This window comes from Cellulomonas xiejunii (assembly GCF_024508315.1).
Classification (GTDB): domain Bacteria; phylum Actinomycetota; class Actinomycetes; order Actinomycetales; family Cellulomonadaceae; genus Cellulomonas; species Cellulomonas xiejunii.
On sequence record NZ_CP101987.1, the window covers coordinates 2,495,291 to 2,516,175 of the forward strand.

The window sequence follows — 20,885 nt, forward strand, 5'->3', positions numbered from 1 at the left end:
CGGCCGCCTGCGCACACCGTACCGACCCTCTCGCGCAGCCCGCGGTACCACGGCGCGACGGCGAGCGTCTGCGCCGCGACCGGCTCCGGGGTCGGGACCTGCCGTGGGGTGGACGCCTGCGGCCACGACCACGCGGCTCACCCTGGTGGACGAACCGCCGGACAGTGCGATCACAGGCCGCTGACCTGCGACGACGCGCGCCTCACCGAGCGCCGGGCCCCGGGTGTGAGACAGTGGTCCCGAGAGGCAGCGCGATCGACCGCGCGCCCGCGTCGTGGAGTCCCCCCGGGAATCGTGCGGCGGACACCGACTTCAACAGCCCGAGAGGCACCATCCTGTGACGACCTTCACCGACCTCGGCGTGCCCGAGGCGCTGGTCCGCGCGCTCGCGGACCAGCAGATCACCACCCCGTTCCCGATCCAGACCGCAACGCTGCCGGACACGCTGCGCGGCGCCGACGTGCTCGGCCGCGGCCGCACCGGCTCGGGCAAGACCCTCGCTTTCGCCCTGCCCGTCGTGACGCGCCTCGCCGCGTCCGGCACTCCTCGCCGTGCTCGCCGCCCCCGCGCCCTGGTGCTGTGCCCCACGCGTGAGCTCGCGACCCAGATCGAGGCCGTGTTCGCCCCGCTGGCCAAGACCGCAGGCCTGCGCACCGCCGTGATCTTCGGTGGCGTCGCGCAGTCGCGCCAGGTCACGGCCCTCGACCGCGGCGTCGACGTGCTCGTCGCGTGCCCCGGCCGGCTCGAGGACCTGCTGCGCCAGAACCTGGTGACGCTCGACGGCATCGAGATCACCGTGCTCGACGAGGCCGACCACATGGCCGACCTCGGCTTCCTGCCGGTGGTCCGCCGCCTCATGGACCGCACGCCGAAGCGCGGCCAGCGCCTGCTGTTCTCGGCGACGCTGGACAACGGCGTCGGCACGCTCGTCGAGCGCTACCTGACGACGCCGGTCGAGCACGCCGTCGACCCGGCCGCCCAGACCGTGGTCGCCAGCACGCACCACGTGCTCGAGGTCGCCGACGCGACGGCCAAGAAGGCCGTCGTCGAGATGCTCGCGGCCGGCTCCGGCCGCCGCGTGCTGTTCATGCGCACCAAGCACCACGCCAAGAAGCTCGCGCGTCAGCTCACGCTGGCGGGCATCCCGGCCGTCGACCTGCACGGCAACCTCGGCCAGGGCGCGCGCGAGCGCAACCTCGCCGCCTTCTCCTCCGGTGAGGCCCGGGTGCTCGTCGCCACCGACATCGCGGCGCGCGGCATCCACGTCGACGAGGTCGAGCTCGTCGTGCACGTCGACCCGCCGGCCGAGCACAAGGCGTACCTGCACCGCTCGGGCCGCACGGCCCGTGCCGGCGCGTCCGGCACGGTCCTGACGCTCCAGCTGCCCGAGCAGCGCGCCGACGTGCGCGCCATGACGCGTGCCGCGGGCATCAGCGTGACGCCCGTCTCGGTGCGCCCCGGTGACGCGCTCGTGCGTCAGTTCGCCGACGCACCCGGGACGGTCGGCGCCGACAACGGCGGCACGCCCGCCCCGACGACGTACGTGGCTGCGCCCGCGACGTCGGACGACCGCTCCACCTCCGCGGGCCGCGGGCGGTCCGGCGGTGGCCAGCAGGGCGCGGGCCGTGGGCAGTCGGCGACGCGCGGCCGCTCCTCGTCCGCGCGTGGCCAGGCGGCACCCGGCCGCGGCCGCTCCCCGCAGGAGGCCGGCAGCCCCCGTGCCGCATCCCAGCCCGACGGTGCCGCACGGCGCCGCCCGGGCACGCGCGCCGCGTCGCGGCCCGCAGGTCCCGCCGTCGTCTGGACCTCGGGCGGGCCCGACGCCGTGCGCGGCCACGACCCGCGCGCGACCACCACGCCCCAGCGCGGCACCGGTCCGTCGGCCGGGCGCGACGCAGGATCGGCGCCGTCCGACACCGCGGGCGCGCCCCGCCGTCGGCGCGGTGGCCGCGGCCGCAGCCGGTCCGGCGCTGGCAGCTCCGCCGCCTGACGTCCGCCCGCACGCGTCGAGCCCGGAGCTCGGCGGTCCCTGACGCATCGGGACCGTCGAGCTCCGGGCTCGCTGCTTCCCGGCCCCTGGTCGCGGGCCGCGCCCGGTCAGTCCAGGTGGGCCGGCAGCCCGAACCGCGCGAACAGCCGGGCACCGAACCACACGGTCACGTGCCTGACCCCGTCCTGCGTCACGGTGACCTGCTGCACCTGGAACGCCGCGTGGCGTCCCTGCGCGTCGCGCATGTACATCGCAAACGCCGGCAGCCCGTTCGCCGCCGTCGGCACCATGCGCATGTCCCCCGGCCGCTGGGCCGGGCACCACGTGCCGATGAGCTCGCCCACCGCCTGCGGGCCCGTGTACCAGCCGGGGAACGGCGGCATCTCCCAGACCACGTCGGCGGCGAGCAGGTCCACGATGGCGGCGACGTCGTACGCCTCGAACGCCTCGACGTACCGCTCGACCAGCGCCCGGTGGCGCGGGTCCGTCGGCTCCATCGGCGTCAGGTGGTGCACGTTGGCCATGTGCGCGCGTGCTCGTTGCAGCGTGGAGTTCACGGCGGCGACCGACAGGTCGAGCGCGTCCGCGACCTCCGCCGCCGACCACGCGAGGACGTCGCGCAGCAGCAGGACCGCCCGCTGCTGGGCCGTCAGGTGCTGCAGCGCCGCGACGAACGCGAGACGCACCGAGTCGCGGTGCACGGTCGTCTCGGCGGGGTCCGCGGGCGGCTGCGCCCACACCAGCGCGTCCGGCAGGGGCTCCAGCCACGGCGTGCCGAGGTCCTCGCGCGGCTGGTCCCGCGGGTCGGCGGCCGGTGCGCCGAGCCCCGTCGGCAGCGGCCGCCGGCGCCGGCCCTCGAGGTGCGTCAGGCACGTGTTGGTCGCGATGCGGAACACCCAGGTGCGCAGCGACGAGCGGTTCTCGAAGCCGCGCATCGCACGCCAGGCCCGCAGGAACGTCTCCTGGAGCATGTCCTCGGCGTCGTGCACCGAGCCCGTCATGCGGTAGCAGTGCGCGAGGATCTCGCGCCGCATGGGGGCGAGCCGCTCGGCGAACTCGTCGGCGGTCAGGTCACCGGGTGCGTCGCCCGGCGCGGCCCCGGACGCGGGTGCGGGTGTGGTCGTCGTCACACCACGACGTTAGCCGCGACCACCGACACGGCACACCCCCCGATGACCCGTGACGTCGGCGCGGGTCGTCACCGGTGTCACCGCACCCCGCACCCGGCAGGAGCGCCCGTGGACCGCATCATCTTCCTCACCCTCCCGGTCCACGACCTCGCGGCGTCGCGCTCGTTCTACACCGGGCTGGGGCTGGCGGTGAACGAGATGTTCAGCGACGAGCAGATCGTCTGCGTCGTCGTGTCGGACACGGTCTGCGTCATGCTCATGGACCGGGACCGGTTCGCCGACTTCACGCCCCTGCCGGTCGCCGACGCCCGCACGAGCACGCAGGTCCTGCTCTGCCTGACCACGTCGTCGCACGCCGAGGTCGACGCGCTCGTCACGGCTGCGCTCGCCCGTGGCGGCTCCGAGTTCCGGCCGCCCCAGGACGACGGGACGATGTACGCGCGCGCCGTCTCCGACCCGGACGGCCACGTCTGGGAGCTCCTGCACACGGACCACGCCGGCGGCGGCTGAGCCACCGCCGTCGCACCCGCGTGCCAGACTCGCGCGCATGCCCCCGCACCCCGACGGCTACGCGCCGGACGACCACCTCGGCGAGCGCACGCTGCTCGTCGCCGCCGCGTACGTCGTCCTGCGCCGGGTCGGCGAGGGCGACGACGAGGTCCTCCTGCAGCGCCGCGCGGGCACCGGCTACATGGACGGCTCCTGGTCCGTGCTCGCCGGCCACGTCGACCCGGGCGAGTCCGTGCACGAGGCCGCCGTGCGCGAGGCGGCGGAGGAGGCGGGGGTCGTCGTGCCCACGGACGCGCTGCGTCCCCTGACCGCGATCCACCGGTTCGAACGGGGCGGACCGCAGGTCGAGCAGCGCGTCGACGTCTTCTTCGAGGTGACGCAGTGGGGCGGCGAGCCCACGCTCCGGGAGGCCGACCGCGCCTCCGCGATGGGCTGGTTCCCGCTGCACGACCTGCCCGACCCCGTGGTCCCCCACGAGCGCGTCGTGCTGGACCTGCTCGCCGCCGGCGCACCCGTGCCCGCGGTCATGTCGCTGCCCCGCTGAGGCGAGCGGGTGGAACTCGCGCGTCGGGCCCCCACGCCACCCCGGGTGGACCGCACGCACCGCTAGCGTGGCCGCGTGCACCCCGATCCCACCCGCGACGACGTCGCGGCGCTCGTCGCCGCCCGCACCCCGATCGTCGTGCTGGAGACCGAGGACGAGGCGGACGCCGTCGAGCTGGTGCTGCGCGCCGCGTCACGGCCACCGGGGGGCCGCGCCGGGCGGCCGGTCTTCCGTTGGAGCGTGACGGACGGGCTGCGGCGCATGGACGTCGACCTGGGCGGTGCGCAGCTGCACAACACCGATGCGCCGGCCCTGCTGCGGTCGATCGTCGACGGTGTGGCGCCCGCCGTCTACGTGCTCCTGGACCTGCACCCGTGGTTCGACGACCCGGTCGTCGTGCGCCTGCTCAAGGACGTCGCGCTGCGCCCCATGGGCCTGCGCAGCACGCTCGTGCTCGTGTCGCACGCGCTGACCCTGCCGCGCGAGCTCGAGCACCTCGCGGTGCGCGTGCCGGTGACGTTCCCGACCCCCGGCGAGCGCGCCGTCATCGTCGACCGCACGGTCGCCGCGTGGGCCGACGTCACGGGCCTGATGCCGCACGTCGATCCGCACGCCCGTGAGCTCCTCGTGGCGCGGCTGGCGGGACTGTCACGGTCCGACGTCGCCCGTCTGGCTCACGGGGCGATCGTCGACGACGGCGCGCTGACCGTCCGCGACGTGCCGGCCGTCGAGCGTGCCCGCTTCGACGCGCTCGCGGCAGACGGTGTGCTGTCGTACGAGTACGCCACCGTCGCTCCCGGTGACGTCGTCGGCCTCGACCGGGTCGTGCAGTGGCTGCTGCTGCGACGCCCTGCCATGGACGGCTCGGCACCCCATCTCGATGCACCACGCGGCGTGCTGCTGCTCGGGGTGCAGGGCTGCGGCAAGTCGCTCGCGGCCCGTGCGGCGGCAGCGATCCTCGGTGTGCCGCTCCTGCGCCTCGACCTGGCCGGCGTGCACGACAAGTACGTGGGCGAGTCCGAGCGCCGGCTGCGGGACGCGCTGGCCACGGCCGACGCCCTGGCACCGTGCGTGCTGTGGGTCGACGAGATCGAGAAGGCGATCGCGAGCAGCGAGTCCGACGGCGGGTCTGCGCGCCGCGTGCTCGGGACGCTGCTGACGTGGCTCGCCGACCGTGGCTCCCGCGTCTTCGTCGCCGCGACCGCCAACGACATCTCCGCCCTGCCCCCCGAGCTCGTGCGCAAGGGCCGGTTCGACGAGCTCTTCTTCGTCGACCTGCCCGACGCGGACGCGCGGTCCGGCCTGCTGCGGCTGCACGCCGCACGTCGCGGGCTGACGCTGGAGGACGCGCAGACTGCGCCCCTCGTGGCCGCGTCGGACGGGTTCTCCGGTGCCGAGATCGAGCAGGCGGTGGTGGCGGGGACGTACGCGGCGCACGCGCACGGCGCGGAGCTGGACGCGCCGACGGTGCTCCGCGAGCTGCGTGCGACGCGTCCGCTCGCCGTGGTCATGGCGGAGCGGGTCGCAGCCTTGCGTGCCTGGGCAGCCACGCGGACGGTCCCGGCGCGCTGACGCGCCGGAGCTCGGGACCGCGGCACGGCCTGCACGCGCGACGCCCCCGCCCCGGGCTCTGGTACCGGGGCGGGGGCGTCGTGCGGCGCCGACCTCAGCCGGTGTTCTGCAGGCCCGCGGCGACGCCGTTGACGGTGAGCAGCAGCAGCCTCTGCAGGTCGTCGGTCGACGCCTGCTCCCCTCCGGTCCGCAGCCCGCGCAGCGCCCGCAGCTGCAGCAGGGACAGCGCGTCGACGTACGGGCTGCGCAGCTGCACGGCGCGGCCGAGGATGCGGCGGCGCGACAGGACGCCCGTGCTCCCGGTCGTCGCGAGCACCCACTCGCGTGTGCGCCGCATCTCGTCGAGGACGAGCTTCGCGAGGTCGTCCCGGTCACCCAGGGCCAGGTAGCGCGCGGCGATGCGCTCGTCCGTCTTGGCGAGCGACATCTCGACGTTGTCGATGATCGTCGCGAACAACGGCCACTCGGCGTACGCGGCGCGCAGCTCCTCGACGTCGCCGACCTGCGCGAGCGCGGTGCCCAACCCGTACCAGCCGGCCAGGTTGATGCGCGCCTGCGACCAGGAGAACACCCACGGGATCGCGCGCAGGTCATCCAGCGACGACACCGACAGGCCGCGCCGTGCCGGGCGCGAGCCGATCGGCAGCAGGCCGATCTCCTCGAGCGGCGTCACCTGGGCGAACCAGGACGGGAACCCGTCGGCGCGCACGAGCTCGTGGAAGTGCTCGCGGGAGGCGACGTCCAGGCGGGACGCCAGGTCGGCGAACCGGCCCGCCGCCTCGTCGTTGCGGCGCACGACGCTCGGTGCGTCGGCGAGCAGCGTCGCCGCCGTCACCTGCTCGATGTGCCGTGCCGCGATGTCCGCGTCCCCGTAGCGCGCGAAGATGACCTCGCCCTGCTCGGTGAGCTTGAAGCGACCGTCGACGGAGCCCGGCGGCTGCGCCATGACGGCACGGTTCGCGGGGCCGCCCCCGCGCCCCAGCGCACCGCCGCGACCGTGGAAGAGGGTGAGGACGATGTCGTTGCGACGCGCCCACTCGGCGATGCGTCGCTGGGCGTCGTCGAGGGCGAGCGTCGCGGACAGCGGGCCGACGTCCTTCGAGGAGTCGGAGTACCCCAGCATGACCTCGACACGCCGGCCGTTGGCGGCCAGCCGCTCCTGCACCCGCGGGTGCTCGAGCGCGGCGTCGAGGATCTCGACGCTGTTCTGCAGGTCGGCGAACGTCTCGAACAGCGGGATCGCGTCGATCACCGGTGCGTGCTCGGGACCACCGAAAGCCAGGTCGGCCAGGCGGTACACGGCCGGCAGGTGCTCGGGCGACTGCGTGAACGACACGATGTAGCGCCGCGCGGCTGCCACGCCGAGACGACGCTGGACGGTGCCGAGCGCCCGGAAGGTGTCGAGCACCTCGACGGTCATGGGCTGCAGGTCGCCGTCGACGCCGTTCGCCTCGATGTCCGCGAGCGCGGCGGCGTGCACCTGGGAGTGCTGGCGGATCTCGAGCTCGGCGAGGTGGAAGCCGAACGTCTGCACCTGCCAGATGAGCCGCTGCAGGTCCCCGAAGGCGGCCCGCCGCGCTCCGGCGGTCTCGAGCGAGCGCTGCACGATGCGCAGGTCGGTCAGGAGCTCGTCGGCGTTCGCGTACGCCAGGTCGGCGTCCCGTCGCCGGGTCGCGGCGACCCGCTCGATGATCCCCAGCAGGGCACGGCGGTGGGGCTCGTTGGGCGCGGAGCCGGCGATGCGGGAGGTGATCGCGTCGGACAGGGAGCGCTGGCGCTGCCACAGCGCGCTGAGCTCGGGTGAGGCGGGCGTGCCCACGGCGTCGAGCGTGAGGCCGTCGGCCGTCCGGCTCGCTGAGACCAGCAGCGCGTCGAGCGCGTGCTCGGAGGCCATCGCGGCGGCCGCGCGCGTCACCTCGGCGGTGACGTTCGGGTTGCCGTCCCGGTCGCCGCCGATCCACGAGCCGAGCCGCGCGAACGGGGCGACGACGGGCGCCGTGGTCCCCGCCTGGTCCTCGAGGAGCCAGTCGTCGAGCCGGCGGTAGACCGTCGGCAGGACGTCGGCGAGCGTCGCGTCGAAGACCGACAGCACCGTGGCGACCTCGTCGAGGACGGTCGGCTTCTCGGCCCGCAGTGGCGACGTGCGCCACAGGGTGTCGATCTCGGCCAGCAGCCGCCGCTCGTTCTCCGCCAGGGTCGTGCCGCCGATGTGCAGCGTGTCGCGCTCCGCGACGAGCTCCGCCACGCGCCGGATCGACCGGGAGACCGCGCGCCGGCGCGCCTCGGTCGGGTGAGCGGTGAAGACCGGACGGAACTCCAGGTCGCGCAGGCGTGCCCGGGCCGTCTCCTCGCCCACCTCGGCGACGAGCTGCTGGTACGCGGCGGGCAACGAGTCGTCCGGTGCCAGCTCGTGCGGCGAGAGCTGCGACTCGCGGTCGCGCAGCACGCGCACCCGGTGGTACTCCTCGGCCAGGTTGGCGAGGTGGAAGTAGCACGTGAAGGCGCGCGCCACCTGTTCGGCGCGCTCGTGGCTGAAGCCGGCGACGAGCGCCTCGGCCTCGGCCAGCGCGCGGCCGTTCGGCTCGCTGTGGGAGGCGATCGCCAGCTCACGCAGCCGTTCGACGTCGGCGAGCAGGTCCTCGCCGCCGGCGTCGCGCAGCACGCGGCCGAGCAGCTCTCCGAGCAGCCGGACGTCGTTGCGCAGGAGCTCCGGTACCTCATGGCTGACGACGCCGCGAGGGACGTCCGACCCGATCTCCGCTTCAGTCACGGGAGAAAGGTAGTTGACTTTCCGGCGTTGTCCGCCGGGGTGCCCGACGGGTGGGCGGTCGGGGAACCCGGTAGAACCGTCCCGCACCAGTTCCGGTTGTCGCGTCAACCGTGGAGATAGGCTGGCACCGTGCCCCCCGAGACCCGCTGGCTGACCCCCGCCGAGCTGCGCGCCTGGCTCGGCCTCGTCGCCGTCGCCGAGCTCCTGCCCGCCCAGCTCGACTCCCAGCTGCAGCACGACGCAGGGCTCACGCACTTCGAGTACCAGGTCCTCGCAATGCTGTCCGAGGCTGCGGACCGGAAGCTGCGCATGTCGGACCTCGCACGGCGCACCAACGCCACGCTCCCCCGCCTCTCGCACGTCGTGCGGCGCCTGGAGGGACGCGGGCTGGTCGAGCGGGCACCCTGTGCCGACGACCGGCGGGCCACGAACGCGCACCTCACCGACGCGGGCTGGGACCTCGTGGTGCGCACCGCGCCGGGGCACGTCGCCACCGCACGCGAGCTCGTCCTCGACGCCCTGACCCCCGAGCAGGTCGCTCGCCTCGAGGACCTCGCCCGCACGATGCTCCAGCGCCTCGACCCCGACGGACGCCTCACGCCGCCGCTCGACGAGGTGGGGTCTGCGTGACCACGCACACCGCCGCGGACGCCGCCGACGCCCTGCGCCGGTGGGAGGACTCCGGTGCGGTGTGGCGCGTGCTCGGCCGGGACGGCACTCGGGTCACGGTCGGCCTGTGGACGTGCACGGGCGACGAGGTCGTCGACCGGGTCGAGGCGGACGGCCCCGCGCTGACCGCCTTCCTCGCCGGGCGCGAGAGCAGCGAGGACACCTGACCGCGGGCGCACGGCGGGGGCGCCGGGGCCGTGGCCCCGACGCCCCCGCACGGCAGGACTACGAGCAGACGCCGGTGGGCGTCCAGTCGACGTTGTTGCTGCCCTTGTAGTACGTCACCCCGAAGCTGTTCGAGCCGTTCGGCGTGAAGGTGTTGCCGTTGCGGTTGGCGCCCCACGAGCTCTGGATCGACTGCCCGTTGCTCGGGTAGACCGTCACCGACCAGTTGGACTTGCCGGAGACCGTGTAGGTGACGTTGAACCGGTCGCCCCAGCTCTCGGCCTTGGTCGCCGTCGCGGTGCACGAGCCGGTGTTGCCGCCACCGGTGTTCCCACCGCCGGTGTTGCCGCCACCGGTGTTGCCGCCGCCCGTGTTGCCGCCGCCGCCCGACCCGGTCGACATCGTGATGTTCGAGCTGCCGGAGGACTGGTAGCCCTCGGTGGCCATGATCATGTAGTTGTGGTTGCCCAGCTGCATGCCCTTGGACGCCCACGCGGAGAAGTGGTTGCCGGCGGTGATGGTGCCGCCCACGCGCTTGGACTGCCGGACCGACCAGAACTGCTTGAACGTCGAGGAGTTGCCCTCGATCGACGGGGCGTTGACGCGGGTCGTCTCGTAGATGTCGTACGTGCCGCCGTCGGTGGTGACGGTGCCCTTGTGGGTGCCGGTGGGGCGGTAGGTGCCCCACGAGTCGACGATGTAGTACTCGATCAGCGGGCCGTTGGTCCACCCGTACAGCGTCAGGTAGGCGTTGCCCGAGGGGTTGAACTGACCGGAGTAGTTCACGACCTTCGAGCTGTCACCCTTGGACCAGCCCTTGCCGATGACGAAGTTGCCGGTGTTCTGCCAGTTCGTCGTGTAGTTGCCGCCGTCGTTCATGCCGGCCGAGACGGTGCCCGGGCTGTCGGTCCAGAACGAGAACCAGTAGCCGCCGCTCGTGCCGGTCTGGTTGCTGTTGATCGTGGCGGCCATGGCGGGCGCCGCGACGGCGACACCGCCTGCCAGGAGCGCGCTGGCGGCGACAGCGCCGATCAGCGAGCGGACCGGACGGCGCGTCCGGACCGCGGTGCGCGTGGGGACAGAGGACATGAAGCACTCCTTCGTGCGAAAGGTCGAACGTCCTCGGAAGTCCGCCGTGCCCCCACATCGGGACCGGCAGCCCGCGCCTTCCGGGCGGCCGGGGCCGACGGCTCCCGCCGACGGGCCGCAGCCGCCCGGCGAGTGTGCAAGGTCATGACACAGGAGTCAATGGGTGCTAGCACTCACGAAACGCATCGTTTGCCACGCGTGGCCCACCCCGGTGTCACCGTCCACCCGACGGTCGGGAGCGGGCGAGCACGCCACCGACGAACCCGAGGACGGCGCCGAGCAGCACGAGGGCCAGACCACCCCCCGGTGTCCCGAGGATCCCGGCGGTGAGCGCGACGAGCACCATGAGCAGCGCCGCGAACCGGATCCCCCGGCCGTTCGAGCCGTTCAGGCCGATCAGCATGAGCAGCGCCAGCACCAGCACGAGGACGGTCGAGCCGACCGTGGCGGTGAACGCGATCGCCTCGCGGTCACCCTCGAACGCGCTCGACGCCACCCAGACGATCGCCTGGGGGTCGACCATCCGGCCGAGCCACGGCAGCAGCGCCCCCAGGCCCGCGAGCACCGCCCCGAGCACGACGAGCCACCGCTTGGCGACCGGCCGACGGTCCGGCGTCGACTGGCTGAGCACCGCCTCCGTCTCGACCGCCTCCCGACCGTCGGACGCCGAGATCCGCAGCCGCCGCGAGGACGACGTCCCGGCGGGCGGGGTCGCGGAGTCGACCGCGACCCGCACCGTGCCCACCTGCCCGCCCGGCACCACGATCACCGCGGGTGTGAAGGCGAGGCGCGCGGTGCCGAGCTCGTCCGCCCCCGACAGCTGGACCTGGAGCGGGTCGCGGCCTCGGCGGTTGTCGACGTGGACCAGGTACGCGCCGTGCCGCCGCTGCGTCACGAGCGTCTGCGGCTCGACCCACAGCCGTGCCGTGCCGATCGGCGCAGGCCGCGCGACCGCCTCCAGCACGCCGGGCACCTCCACGTCGGTCGTCCCGTCATTCGCGACCACGACGAACGGGTGGGACCGGGTGGTCCCGGGCGGTGGGGCCGGCGTCCGTGCGCGCCCGGGGACCCGGGCGGCCCTGCCCGCGGGCACGACGAGCCGGCTTTCCACGAACGAGAGCGTGACCTGGTGGGCCGGGTCCCGGCCCTCGAGCGTCACCGCGGCAGCCTCGTGCCCGGCGCGGTTGTCCACGACGAGCTCGAACCGCACGGCCTTCCCGTTCTCGGACCGCAGCCGGCCGGGCTCCATCCGCAGGACGACCGGCACATGGGGTGCCGGTGCAGCGGTGCGCTGGACCAGCGTGACGGACGTGCTGACCTGGCCCTCCTCGGCCACCCCCGTGAGCGTGAACTGCCGGGTCACCTCGGATCCTGGCGTCGCCGCCGGCGCCGTGACCCGCACGCTCACGTCGACGCTCTCGCCGGGCGGGACGTCCACCTGGGGCGGCACGAACCGAGCGCGGACGACGTCCTGCGGGTCGTGCACGGCCAGCCGGTAGTGACGCGGGAAGTTGGCCGAGCGGTTGTCGAACGACAGCGTGACTACGCCCTCGTCCGCGTCCGCCAGCTGCAGGAGCGCCGGTCGCGCCGTCAGCGTCGGCGGCGGCCCCGCGCGAGGCACCGTCAGCGCGACCTGCACGGGCGTGGCCTTGGTGGCATCGACGCAGGAGCGCACGACGAGGTCCAGGACGAGCCGTTGCGCGACGGCGAGGATCCCCGGCCGGGTCGCGAACGTCACGACGACCGTGCGGGACTCCCCCGGCAGGAGGTGCGCCTCCTCATGGGTCACGACGAGCCACGGCAGCGGGTCGACGGGGTGGATCACGAGGCCGTCCACGAGCTCCGAGACGTTCCTCAGCAGGACGGTCGTGGTGCCGGGCTCGTCCGGGGCCACGACGACGTCGGCCGTCTCGACCCTCGCCACAGGAGCCTTCACGTGGGGGTCGGCGCGGGGGGCCGGGGGGTCCTCCCGAGCGAGAAGCAGCTCGAGGTCCGAGATCTCGGGCTCCGTGGTCGGAGCGGGGGACTTCGGTGCGGGGGGCGTCGGCGCACCTGCCGCCGAGGTGGAGCTCGCTCCATCGGGCACGGTCGGCACCGCGGGCGTCGTCGCCGCGCCGCCCCAGGCCACGTAGGCGCCGCACGTGGCGCAGAAGGTCACGCTCGACGCGTTCGACGCCCCGCACGCGGAGCAGATGCGGTCCGTCATCGCTCACCCCGCTCGTCGCGCTCGGCTCGCACTGCAGGCATACTGAAGGAGAGTCGCTCGCAGGCGCGTGGATACGTCCAGCCGAGCACGTGGCGGCGCATCGCGCGACGCCATGACGGAGAGCGTGCGCGAAAGGGCATCAGCGCCGCCCTCATGGCCACGACCGCTGACGACCGGGCGCCTCACGGCGGGTGACGAGCCGTTCCCCCCCACCTCGTCGCACCACGACATGCTCGTCGCGCCCTGGCCGGCATCGACGTCGAGCGCCATGCTGAGCGTCCCGGGACGACGGCGGACGGCGCACAGGAGGCGACGATGGCGACGCGGAGCAGTCGGCCGACGATCCTCGACGCCGTCCTCGTGGTGCCGGGCACGATGGGCAGCGAGCTGCGCGACGCCGAGGACAGGGTCGTCTGGGGCCTCGCCCCGTCGCTCGCGGCCCAGCGCTGGCTCGGCGGCCGCACCACGGAGCTGCACGTGACCGAGGAGGAGCGGGCCGGCTCGACCCGGCTGCGCCCGACACGCCTGCTGCGCGCGCCGGCCTTCATGCCGGTCCTGCGCGGGGTGGAGCCCTACACGGACCTGCTGAGGCAGCTGTGCGGGCGCGCGGCAGCACCCGCAGCGGTCGCCGAGTTCCCCTACGACTGGCGCCTCGGCATCGACGTCTCGGCACCGCGCCTCGCATCCGCGGGCTTCGCGCACCTCGAGCGGTGGCGTACGCAGGTCCGGGACGAGAGGCTCGGCGACCCGGACGACGTCCGTTTGACGATCGTGGCGCACTCGATGGGAGGTCTCGTGACGCTGCAGGCCGCCAGGCACCACGGGCTGGCCGAGGTCCTGCGTCAGGTCGTCACGCTGGGCACGCCGTACTTCGGCGCCGTCAAGGCCGTGCAGACCCTGGTGGCCGGTCGCGGCGCGCCGCTGCTGATCCCTCCCGCCGCCGCCCGGGCGCTCGCCCGGACCTGCCCGGGCCTGTACGACCTCCTTCCCCGGTACCGGTGCGTCGACGACGGCGGCACGTTGCGGAGCCTCGACACCGCCGACCTGGTGGCGCTCGACGCCGACGGCGAGCTCGCCACGGAGTCGCAGAGCCGGTGGGACCGGCTGGGTCTGCGCTCCGAGCAGCCGTTGCCCTACGAGCTGCACGCGCTCGTCGGCGCCGAGCAGCCGACCGCGCAGAGCGTCCGCCTCGCATCCGGCGACGCCACCTTCCTGCCGTCGCTGCTCGGGGTCGACCACCGCGGCGACGCGACCGTGTACCGCGGGGCGGCGGCGCCCCTCGGCTCGGCCGCCTTCGCCCTGCCACAGCACCACGGCCCGCTGGCGAAGACCTCGGAGGCGAGGACGTTCGTCGTGGACAAGCTGCTCGGCCGGTCCTCGGCGCCGCCCCTGGGCACCGGCGCGGTCGGTGCGGACATCCCCGACGTCGCGGCGCCCGGCGAGGTGCTCGAAGTCGTGGTGACGGGAGCGGAGGGCTTCGGCGACGTCGCCGTGACGAGCACCTACCTCGAGTCCGGCGGGCCTGCGCGCTGGGCCGGGCACGTCCTCGGTGACGGCCGTGTCGTCTTCCGCCACGAAGGCCTGCCCCCCGGGCTGCACCGCGTCGAGGTCCGTTCCGGTGGGTGGTCGCCGGTGTCCGACGTCCTCCTCGTCGGCGCATGAGCAGCCTCCGGCTGATCACGGTCGGCCTGTCGTCGTACCCGAAGGTGTCCGCGTGGCGGGTCGACGAGGCCGAGCCGTGCAGACGGCAGGTGGTCAAGAGCTTCACCCGGCACGGGTTCGACGTCGAGGACTGGACCCCGCGCGCCACCACCGAACAGATCGGCAGCCTGTGGAAGGAGTTCCTGCGGGCGAGCGACGACGTCTCGCACGTCATCTACTGGATCGGGCACGGGACGTACGGCGAGAGCTACGTCGCCGCTCTCGCCGACAGCGACGCGCGGCTGAACTCGTTCACCGGCATGGACTCCGACATGCTGCGCAAGGCGCTCCAGGAGCGCGTGCGGCGCCTTGCCGCCGCCGACTCCGACCGGTGGGTGCTGGTCGTGCTCGACACCTGCGCATCTCAGCGCGGTGCGTGGGACGTGTTCCGCGGGTTCCAGGACGCCCCGGCCAACTTCGGCATCGTCGGCACCGGGGACGGCGCGGCGTTCGCCGGCCGGTTCACCGAGGAGCTCGAGACCGTGCTGGACAGCTTCGGGCCCAACGAGACGGCCGGCGTCCGTCTCAACGTCCTGGTCGAGCGGCTGAGCGCCCGGCTCGGGTGGCCACCGCGGGTGCACGCCCAGTTCTCGCCGACGGCGAGCTTCCCGAGCCGGTCCGAGGGCCCGACCTTCACGGCCCCGCTCGACGTCTACGCCGAGCTGCGCCAGGTGCTGGCGGACGCACCGGCCGCGCTGCGCAACCACTTCTACGCCCGCGCCCAGGGCAGCGAGATCGGCACGCCGGCATGGCACTTCACGGGCAGGGTGACGGAACGTCGCAGGATCACGGCGTGGCTGCGCGAAGCGCGCCGGGGGATGTACGCGGTGACCGGCGAGCCGGGCGCCGGCAAGTCCGCCCTGATCGGCATGGTGCTGGCCAGCACCGACGAGAGCGTGCTCGCCGCCCTGGACGCCGCCGGGCACGCGCCGCTTGCCGACGACCTGCGACCCACCGACGTCCCCGTCGACGCCGCGATCCACCTGTCCGGTCTGACGATCGGCGAGGTCACGGCAGAGCTCGCCCACCTGCTGGGCGCTACCGGTGCGCACTCGCCGGACGGGCTGGTCGGCGCACTGGCCCGACGCGGACCTCTGACCGTCGTCGCGGACGCACTCGACGAGTGCCGCGACCCGTTCACCGTCGCGTCGCTCCTGGCGAAGATCGCCGCGTTGCCGAGGGTGCGGGTGCTGGTCGGGACGCGGCAGTCCCTGCACGAGGACCCGGACGACCCCGCACCGGTGGACCAGGCCCTGGCGGACGCGCTCGGCCCGATGACCCGGCTGCACCTGGAACGCGAGCCCGGAGCCGTCGAGCAGTACGTGACCGACCGGCTCCTCCTGGCGGGCAGCAGCCTTCCCCGCGAGCGCGTCGAGGCCGTGGCACGACAGGTCGCGGCACATCAGCAACCGTTCCTGTTCGCCCGGCTGGCCGTGCACGAGATCATCGCCGAGCCTGGGCTCGGTCACGACGACGACGCCCTCGCCGACGTGCTCAGCCGGGGGCACCGCGGACTCTTCGCGCACGCGTTCGAGCGCCTGCAGCACCATGACGAGCGCACCGCCGCACTGGTGAGGTGCCTCGCCTACGCGCGCGGCGGAGGGTTCCCGCGCTCCGGCAACGTGTGGGCGACGGTCACCAGCGCGCTGTCGGGCGAGGACGTGACCGACGTGCACGTCGCGGCAGCGCTGCGCGACGCCGCTCCCTACGTCATGGAGAGCAGCGAGGGGCGCGAGGCCGTCTACAGGCTCGCTCACCGCACCTTCGTGGACTTCTTCCGCGTGGTGGACTCCGGTGATGACGGTCGGTCGGCCCAGCGCCCACCGACGTCTCCCGCATCCGACGAGGCCCGCATCGTCGCGGGACTCTGCTCGCTCGAGCCGGATGGTGCTCACCCCACGCCGTACGTGCGCAGCCATCTCGCCGAGCACGTGAGCGCGGCAGACGACTGGGATCGCTTCGCCGTCGAGCACCCCGGCCTCCTCGCGGCGCTCGACCCGCTGACGGTGCGCGGGGAAGGGCTGCGGATGCTTCTCGGTCGGCAGGCACCGCCGCCACTGGTCGCGGTGACGATGATGGAGGCGGACGCGCTCGCAGCCCTCGACGGACCCGGGCGGGCCTTCCTCCGGACGATCTGCGCGCACCAGCTCGGAGTCGAGGGCGAGGGCATGCACGACCCGCGCGTCGTGCACGCAGACCTGCAGGCGTCGACGGTGCATGTCGCGATCGAGGCCGCCGGCCGGGTCACCAGCCTGGCGTCCGGCCGCCTCGAGGACGGCCGCGCGGTGGTGGCCGCCGTGACGAGGAATCCTTGGGCCACGATCCGGTTCTGGGACCCGCTGACCGGGGCGCCATGGGGACCCGTGATCTTCCCGACGAGGACAACGTCCGTCGAGCCCTCGGACCGCTTGTGGTGGGTCACACTCCCCGGTGGCCGGCCTGCCGTCACCCGGAGCAAGGGCGCACCGACGCTCTTCGACGCCACCACGGGCGACGTGCTGGCGGCGGATCTTGGCGAGTTCACGCGACTCCGGACGATGGTCGACGGCCGGCTGGCGATCCTGTCCCTCGACGCCGCCGACGAGCGCGCCGACTCCCTCGTCCCGCGCACCACGGGAGTCCGGCTCCGCGTCCTCCTGAGCCAAGAGGTGGTGGCGTCGTTCGACACCGGTGAGGTGAGGCAGGCCGACCTCACGAGCGTCGACGGCCGGGACGTGATCGTCGTCTCCGGTCGCTTCGGTGTGGATCTCGTCGACGTCGCGGGCGGCCGGCGCAGGCGGCTCGTCCCGGACGTCAGCGCGGGCGAGGTCGAGGCCGGTGTCGTCAACGGCCGACCCTGGGTCGCAGTAGGCACGCTCGCAGGCGCAGTCGTCGTGGCGGACCCATCCGGCATCCAGAGCGCATGGACGGTAGCTCGGACGGGCGCATTCATCCGCGAGCTTCGATGGGGAGCGGGCGGAGAACTGGTCGTCAGCGTCGACGACCGCGTCTGGTTCGTCGATCCGTTCGGCTCCTCCGTTCCTCGCATCGTGCCCGCTGCGTCCTCGATCGCCAGCCCGATCGCGCTGGGCCACTCGGTCGAGCGAACTCTCGCGGTGACGGCGGACAGCTCGAAGCTCAAGCTCTGGGACCACGCGTCTGGGCTGGACACCAGACGCGAACGCTCGGCCCTCGCGCAGGACGCCGCCTACCTGGTGACAGGGCACGGCCCGCAACTCGCAGAGACGTTGAGGGACGAGCGCCTCGTGCTCGTGTCCGCCACCGCTCGACGACTGCTCGGCCACAATCGCTTCCTCCCCCATCCGGTCGTCGCCCGGCGGCTCCGGTCAGGTCGTTCAGTCGTCGCCCAAGGGCGAGCCGTCTGGGACGCCGACACCGGCGAGCTCATGGGTGAGCTCGCGATCGACCCTGAGCTGGCGACCGACCCGTCCGAGCGTCTCGCCCACATCACCGACGTCGCTGAAGCACCCGGCGATGCAGTCCTCGTCACGTCTGTCGGCCCACGCACCGAAGTGTGCGCGTTGGGCACGCGGAGAAGGACGCTGATGGCTCCGAGGAAGCGGAACCCTGCTGCCCTCCTCGAACTCTCCGGGACGGGCGTGCTGCACCTGCAGAGGGGCGAGTGCGACTTCCCCCGTGAGATGAGGTGCGCTGCCGAAGCCTGGCGGGTCACCGACGAGGACGGACTGACCCACCAACCACAGCTGGTCTGGTCCCGCCCGACAGGGAGCCACATCGCCGACATCGTCTCAGGGACGTGGTCGGGCACCGACGTGGCTGCACTCCTGACCATGGCCGAGCTCATGCTTGTCGAGGGTGCGTCAGGCGAGGTGATCGCCTCTGTCCCAGAACCTGGCATCACGCGCGTGGCCTTCGGTTCGGGCCCGGAAGGGCAGCGCCTGCTCGCGACCGCGGGCAGCCGTCACGTCGGCGTCTGGGTGGTCGACCAGGCTTCCGCTCGGCGCGTCGCCACCTACCCGCTGGCACGCCGCAAGGTCCTCGCCATGCTGATCGACGGCAGCCATCTCCACGTCGCGTTCGAGGACGGCGGGATCGCCGTCGACGTGAGCACCGACCTGGCGGCAGCGACCCCGCGGGCCCGTGACGAGAAGGCGCAGCTCCGACGCCACGCCGGGTGGCTCCGCGAACGACAGCCGGACGGCACATGAAGCACGAAGGCCTCCCTCCGTGCGGAGGGAGGCCTTCGTGCTTCGGTGGAGCTGAGGGGACTCGAACCCCTGACCCCCTGCATGCCATGCAGGTGCGCTACCAGCTGCGCCACAGCCCCGTGGCCCGCGAGCGGACCTCGACGCCCCTGGGGGCGCCCCGAGAGTCTAGGACGAACGAGCGGCGAAGCGCCAATCGCGTCCCGGCGACCGCGGTGTGACGTGCGACGCGTCGTCAGTCCGGGTCTCGGGTCGCGTCGTCCGCGTCCCGCTCGGCCGGCTCCGGGTCGGGCCCGGCATTCCAGTCGGACGACGCGTCGGTCGGTCCGATGTTGTAGCCGAGCAACCGCCAGGCGGGCTCCACGTCGGGGCCCGACGTCGTCATCTCCGCCCAGTGGGCGTTGTGCATGCCGACCAGGCCACGCCATGCGGGGGCCTGGCCGAGCAGCTCCGCCACGAGCGAGCCCAGTGCGGCACCGTGCGACACGATCACCACGTCACCGCGCCCGGGGGTGCGAGCCACATGGTCCCGCACAGCCGCCGACACGCGCGCGGCCACGTCGGCGCGCGACTCGGCACCCACCCCCGCCGGGTCGCCGCCCGCCCGCCACGCCGTGAACTCCCCCGGCCAGCCGACCTCGATCTCCTGACCGGTCAGGCCCTCCCAGGCGCCGAAGGCCCGCTCACGCAGCCGGGGGTCGAGCTCGACCGGGACGTCGAGCGCGCGGCTCAGGTACGTCGCCGTCTCCACGGTACGCGTCAGGTCGGACGCGACGATGCGCGCCGGCCGGTGCCGGACCGCCAGCCGGGCCGCCGACGTCCGGGCCTGCCAGTGGCCCACCTCGTCCAGCGGGATGTCGATCTGGCCCTGCAGCCGCGCCTGGGAGTTGTACGCGGTGCGGGCGTGCCGCCAGAGCAGCAGACGCTGGGTCACGCGTCCGCCTGCTCGCCCCGCTCCTCGGCGGGGAGCTCGATGAGCGGGCAGTCCTTCCAGAGCCGTTCGAGGGCGTAGTAGACGCGGTCCTCGGCGTGCTGCACGTGCACGACGATCTCGCCGAAGTCGATGAGCACCCAGCGCCCCTGCGCCTTGCCCTCGCGGCGCACCGGCTTGGCACCCAGGTGGTGCAGCGCCTCCTCGACGGCGTCGACGATGCCGCCGACCTGCCGCTCGTTGGTGCCGGAGGCGATGAGGAAGACGTCGGTCAGGACGAGCTGCTCGCTCACGTCGAGCGCGATGATCTCCTGCGCCTTGAGGTTGGATGCGGCGCGCGCGGCCGCATGGGCCAGCTCGATCGCGCGGGTGCTCGCGGGCACGTGGGCTCCTCGTGTTCGGGGGGACGGCGTCGACCGGATGGCGCGACGCCGCGGGCGTGCGGAGACGTCAGGCGGGTACGGCCGCGACGACGGTGGCGATCGCGGGCGCAGACTGCGCCTCGGCTCCCCCGCCGTCGGGGCGCGTCTGGATGACGAGCAGCATGATGAGGAAGCCGAGCACGAACGCCACGACGGCCAGGACGAGCACGTGCAACCAGGTGTAGGGGTGCAGGCGGCGCGACGGCTCGTCGTCGTCGTCCTCGTCGTCCAGGTCGTCGTCGTGCGTCGCGCCGGCGGAACGCGCCGCGGCCCACGGCGGAGCGGGCTTCTCGTCGGCGGGCGGCGTCGCGCCGGGCGGGCGCGGCCAGACCTCGGCCGGCTGCTCCGCCGCGGGAGCCGACGAACCTGCCGCGTCCGGCTGGGCCGTCGCGGCGGCCGGCGGCCCACCCGGCGTCCAGAGTGACGGCGCCGCGCTCACCGGCGCCGGGGCCGCGACCGGCTCCGCCCGGAAGGACGTCACCGACGGCGCCGCAGGCGGCTGCGCCGGCGCTGCCGCGGGGGTCGACGGGGTCCAGGCGGAGGGCGTGGGCGCCGGCGGTGCCGACGTCCCTGCACCCCAGGCGGACGTGCGCGGCGGTGTGGCCGGAGCGGCCGTCGCACCGCCCACCCAGCTGGGCGCGCCGGACGCGGGCGCAGCGGCGCTCTCACGACCCCAACCGGATCCCTCCACGGGCCGGGCCGACGTCGCGGGTGCCGCGGACGGCTGGCCCCAGGCCGGTGCGGGCGCGGGCGCAGCAGCCGGCGGCCGTGGCGTCGTGCGGGCGTCGGACGACGAGGGTCCCCGCGCACCCCACGCGGGTGCACCCTGCGTGGGTGCCGGCGCCGGGGCCGGTGCGGGCCGCGGCGCGGGTGCTGAGGCAGCCCGCTGCTGCGCCGACGGGGCCGGGGCCGGGCGGGGCGTCGCCGCGCGCGGCGCGGACGTCGGGTCCAGCGCCGAGTCGCGGTACGACCGCCGCGAGCGGGAGCCGTCACCGGCAGCGGGCGCCGGCGTCGACGGGC

The 20,885-nt window shown here is 74.1% G+C and carries 15 protein-coding genes and 1 tRNA gene; 8 read left to right on the plus strand and 8 right to left on the minus strand.

What is annotated here, in order from left to right; all coding sequences use genetic code 11:
- Positions 1-337: 337 nt before the first annotated feature.
- Positions 338-1,990 carry a DEAD/DEAH box helicase gene (locus NP048_RS11390; RefSeq protein WP_227575720.1) on the plus strand — a complete coding sequence of 551 codons (1,653 nt, stop codon included), beginning with the start codon at positions 338-340 and terminating at the stop codon, positions 1,988-1,990.
- Between the two features lie 107 nt (positions 1,991-2,097).
- On the opposite strand, the gene NP048_RS11395 is transcribed toward NP048_RS11390, so the two are convergent.
- Positions 2,098-3,120, minus strand: a complete 1,023-nt coding sequence (locus tag NP048_RS11395) for a sigma-70 family RNA polymerase sigma factor (RefSeq protein ID WP_256769266.1) — start codon at positions 3,118-3,120, stop codon at positions 2,098-2,100.
- 108 nt (positions 3,121-3,228) lie between these two features.
- Here NP048_RS11395 and NP048_RS11400 point away from each other — a divergent pair, with 108 nt between their 5' ends.
- The 3 genes from NP048_RS11400 (at position 3,229) to NP048_RS11410 (ending at position 5,746) form a co-directional block, all read left to right on the plus strand.
- Entirely contained in the window at positions 3,229-3,630 is a 402-nt protein-coding gene (locus NP048_RS11400) for a VOC family protein (RefSeq protein WP_227575721.1), read from the plus strand.
- 37 nt (positions 3,631-3,667) lie between these two features.
- The gene (locus NP048_RS11405; protein ID WP_227575722.1) at positions 3,668-4,174 is read left to right on the plus strand and encodes an NUDIX domain-containing protein; all 507 of its coding nucleotides are present in this window, start codon (positions 3,668-3,670) and stop codon (positions 4,172-4,174) included.
- A 75-nt stretch (positions 4,175-4,249) separates the two neighbouring features.
- On the plus strand, positions 4,250-5,746 hold the full coding sequence (locus tag NP048_RS11410) for an AAA family ATPase (RefSeq protein ID WP_227575723.1): 1,497 nt from the start codon (positions 4,250-4,252) through the stop codon (positions 5,744-5,746).
- Positions 5,747-5,840: 94 nt separating this feature from the next.
- On the opposite strand, the gene NP048_RS11415 is transcribed toward NP048_RS11410, so the two are convergent.
- Positions 5,841-8,516 carry a phosphoenolpyruvate carboxylase gene (locus NP048_RS11415; protein WP_227575724.1) on the minus strand — a complete coding sequence of 892 codons (2,676 nt, stop codon included), beginning with the start codon at positions 8,514-8,516 and terminating at the stop codon, positions 5,841-5,843.
- A 129-nt stretch (positions 8,517-8,645) separates the two neighbouring features.
- Here NP048_RS11415 and NP048_RS11420 point away from each other — a divergent pair, with 129 nt between their 5' ends.
- Positions 8,646-9,146, plus strand: a complete 501-nt coding sequence (locus NP048_RS11420) for a MarR family winged helix-turn-helix transcriptional regulator (protein WP_227575725.1) — start codon at positions 8,646-8,648, stop codon at positions 9,144-9,146.
- The gene (locus tag NP048_RS11425; protein WP_227575726.1) at positions 9,143-9,352 is read left to right on the plus strand and encodes a hypothetical protein; all 210 of its coding nucleotides are present in this window, start codon (positions 9,143-9,145) and stop codon (positions 9,350-9,352) included. The genes NP048_RS11420 and NP048_RS11425 overlap by 4 nt, the downstream gene beginning before the upstream one ends.
- A gap of 58 nt (positions 9,353-9,410) precedes the next feature.
- Here NP048_RS11425 and NP048_RS19315 read toward each other — a convergent pair whose 3' ends face one another.
- Both NP048_RS19315 and NP048_RS11435 read right to left on the minus strand, forming a co-directional pair.
- Positions 9,411-10,439 carry a glycoside hydrolase family 11 protein gene (locus NP048_RS19315; protein ID WP_284439700.1) on the minus strand — a complete coding sequence of 343 codons (1,029 nt, stop codon included), beginning with the start codon at positions 10,437-10,439 and terminating at the stop codon, positions 9,411-9,413.
- Positions 10,440-10,653: 214 nt separating this feature from the next.
- Positions 10,654-12,645 (minus strand): hypothetical protein, encoded by a 1,992-nt coding sequence (locus tag NP048_RS11435; protein ID WP_227575727.1) that lies wholly within the window; start codon positions 12,643-12,645, stop codon positions 10,654-10,656.
- Between the two features lie 315 nt (positions 12,646-12,960).
- On the opposite strand from NP048_RS11435, the gene NP048_RS11440 reads away from it, so the two are divergent.
- Together NP048_RS11440 and NP048_RS11445 are read left to right on the plus strand one after the other, a co-directional pair.
- Entirely contained in the window at positions 12,961-14,307 is a 1,347-nt protein-coding gene (locus NP048_RS11440; protein ID WP_227575728.1) for an esterase/lipase family protein, read from the plus strand.
- A complete protein-coding gene (locus NP048_RS11445; RefSeq protein ID WP_227575729.1) occupies positions 14,304-18,515 on the plus strand; it encodes a hypothetical protein in 4,212 nt (1,403 codons plus the stop codon). The genes NP048_RS11440 and NP048_RS11445 overlap by 4 nt, the downstream gene beginning before the upstream one ends.
- A 46-nt stretch (positions 18,516-18,561) precedes the next feature.
- On the opposite strand, the gene NP048_RS11450 is transcribed toward NP048_RS11445, so the two are convergent.
- The 4 genes from NP048_RS11450 to NP048_RS11465 form a co-directional block, all read right to left on the minus strand.
- Positions 18,562-18,634, minus strand: a tRNA-Ala gene (locus NP048_RS11450).
- 113 nt (positions 18,635-18,747) lie between these two features.
- Complete coding sequence (locus NP048_RS11455; protein WP_227575730.1) at positions 18,748-19,446, minus strand: histidine phosphatase family protein; 699 nt, start codon at positions 19,444-19,446, stop codon at positions 18,748-18,750.
- On the minus strand, positions 19,443-19,826 hold the full coding sequence (gene rsfS, locus NP048_RS11460; protein ID WP_227575731.1) for a ribosome silencing factor: 384 nt from the start codon (positions 19,824-19,826) through the stop codon (positions 19,443-19,445). Before rsfS ends, NP048_RS11455 begins: the two co-directional genes overlap by 4 nt.
- 67 nt (positions 19,827-19,893) lie before the next feature.
- Complete coding sequence (locus NP048_RS11465) at positions 19,894-20,346, minus strand: hypothetical protein (protein WP_227575732.1); 453 nt, start codon at positions 20,344-20,346, stop codon at positions 19,894-19,896.
- Between the last annotated feature and the right edge of the window lie 539 nt (positions 20,347-20,885).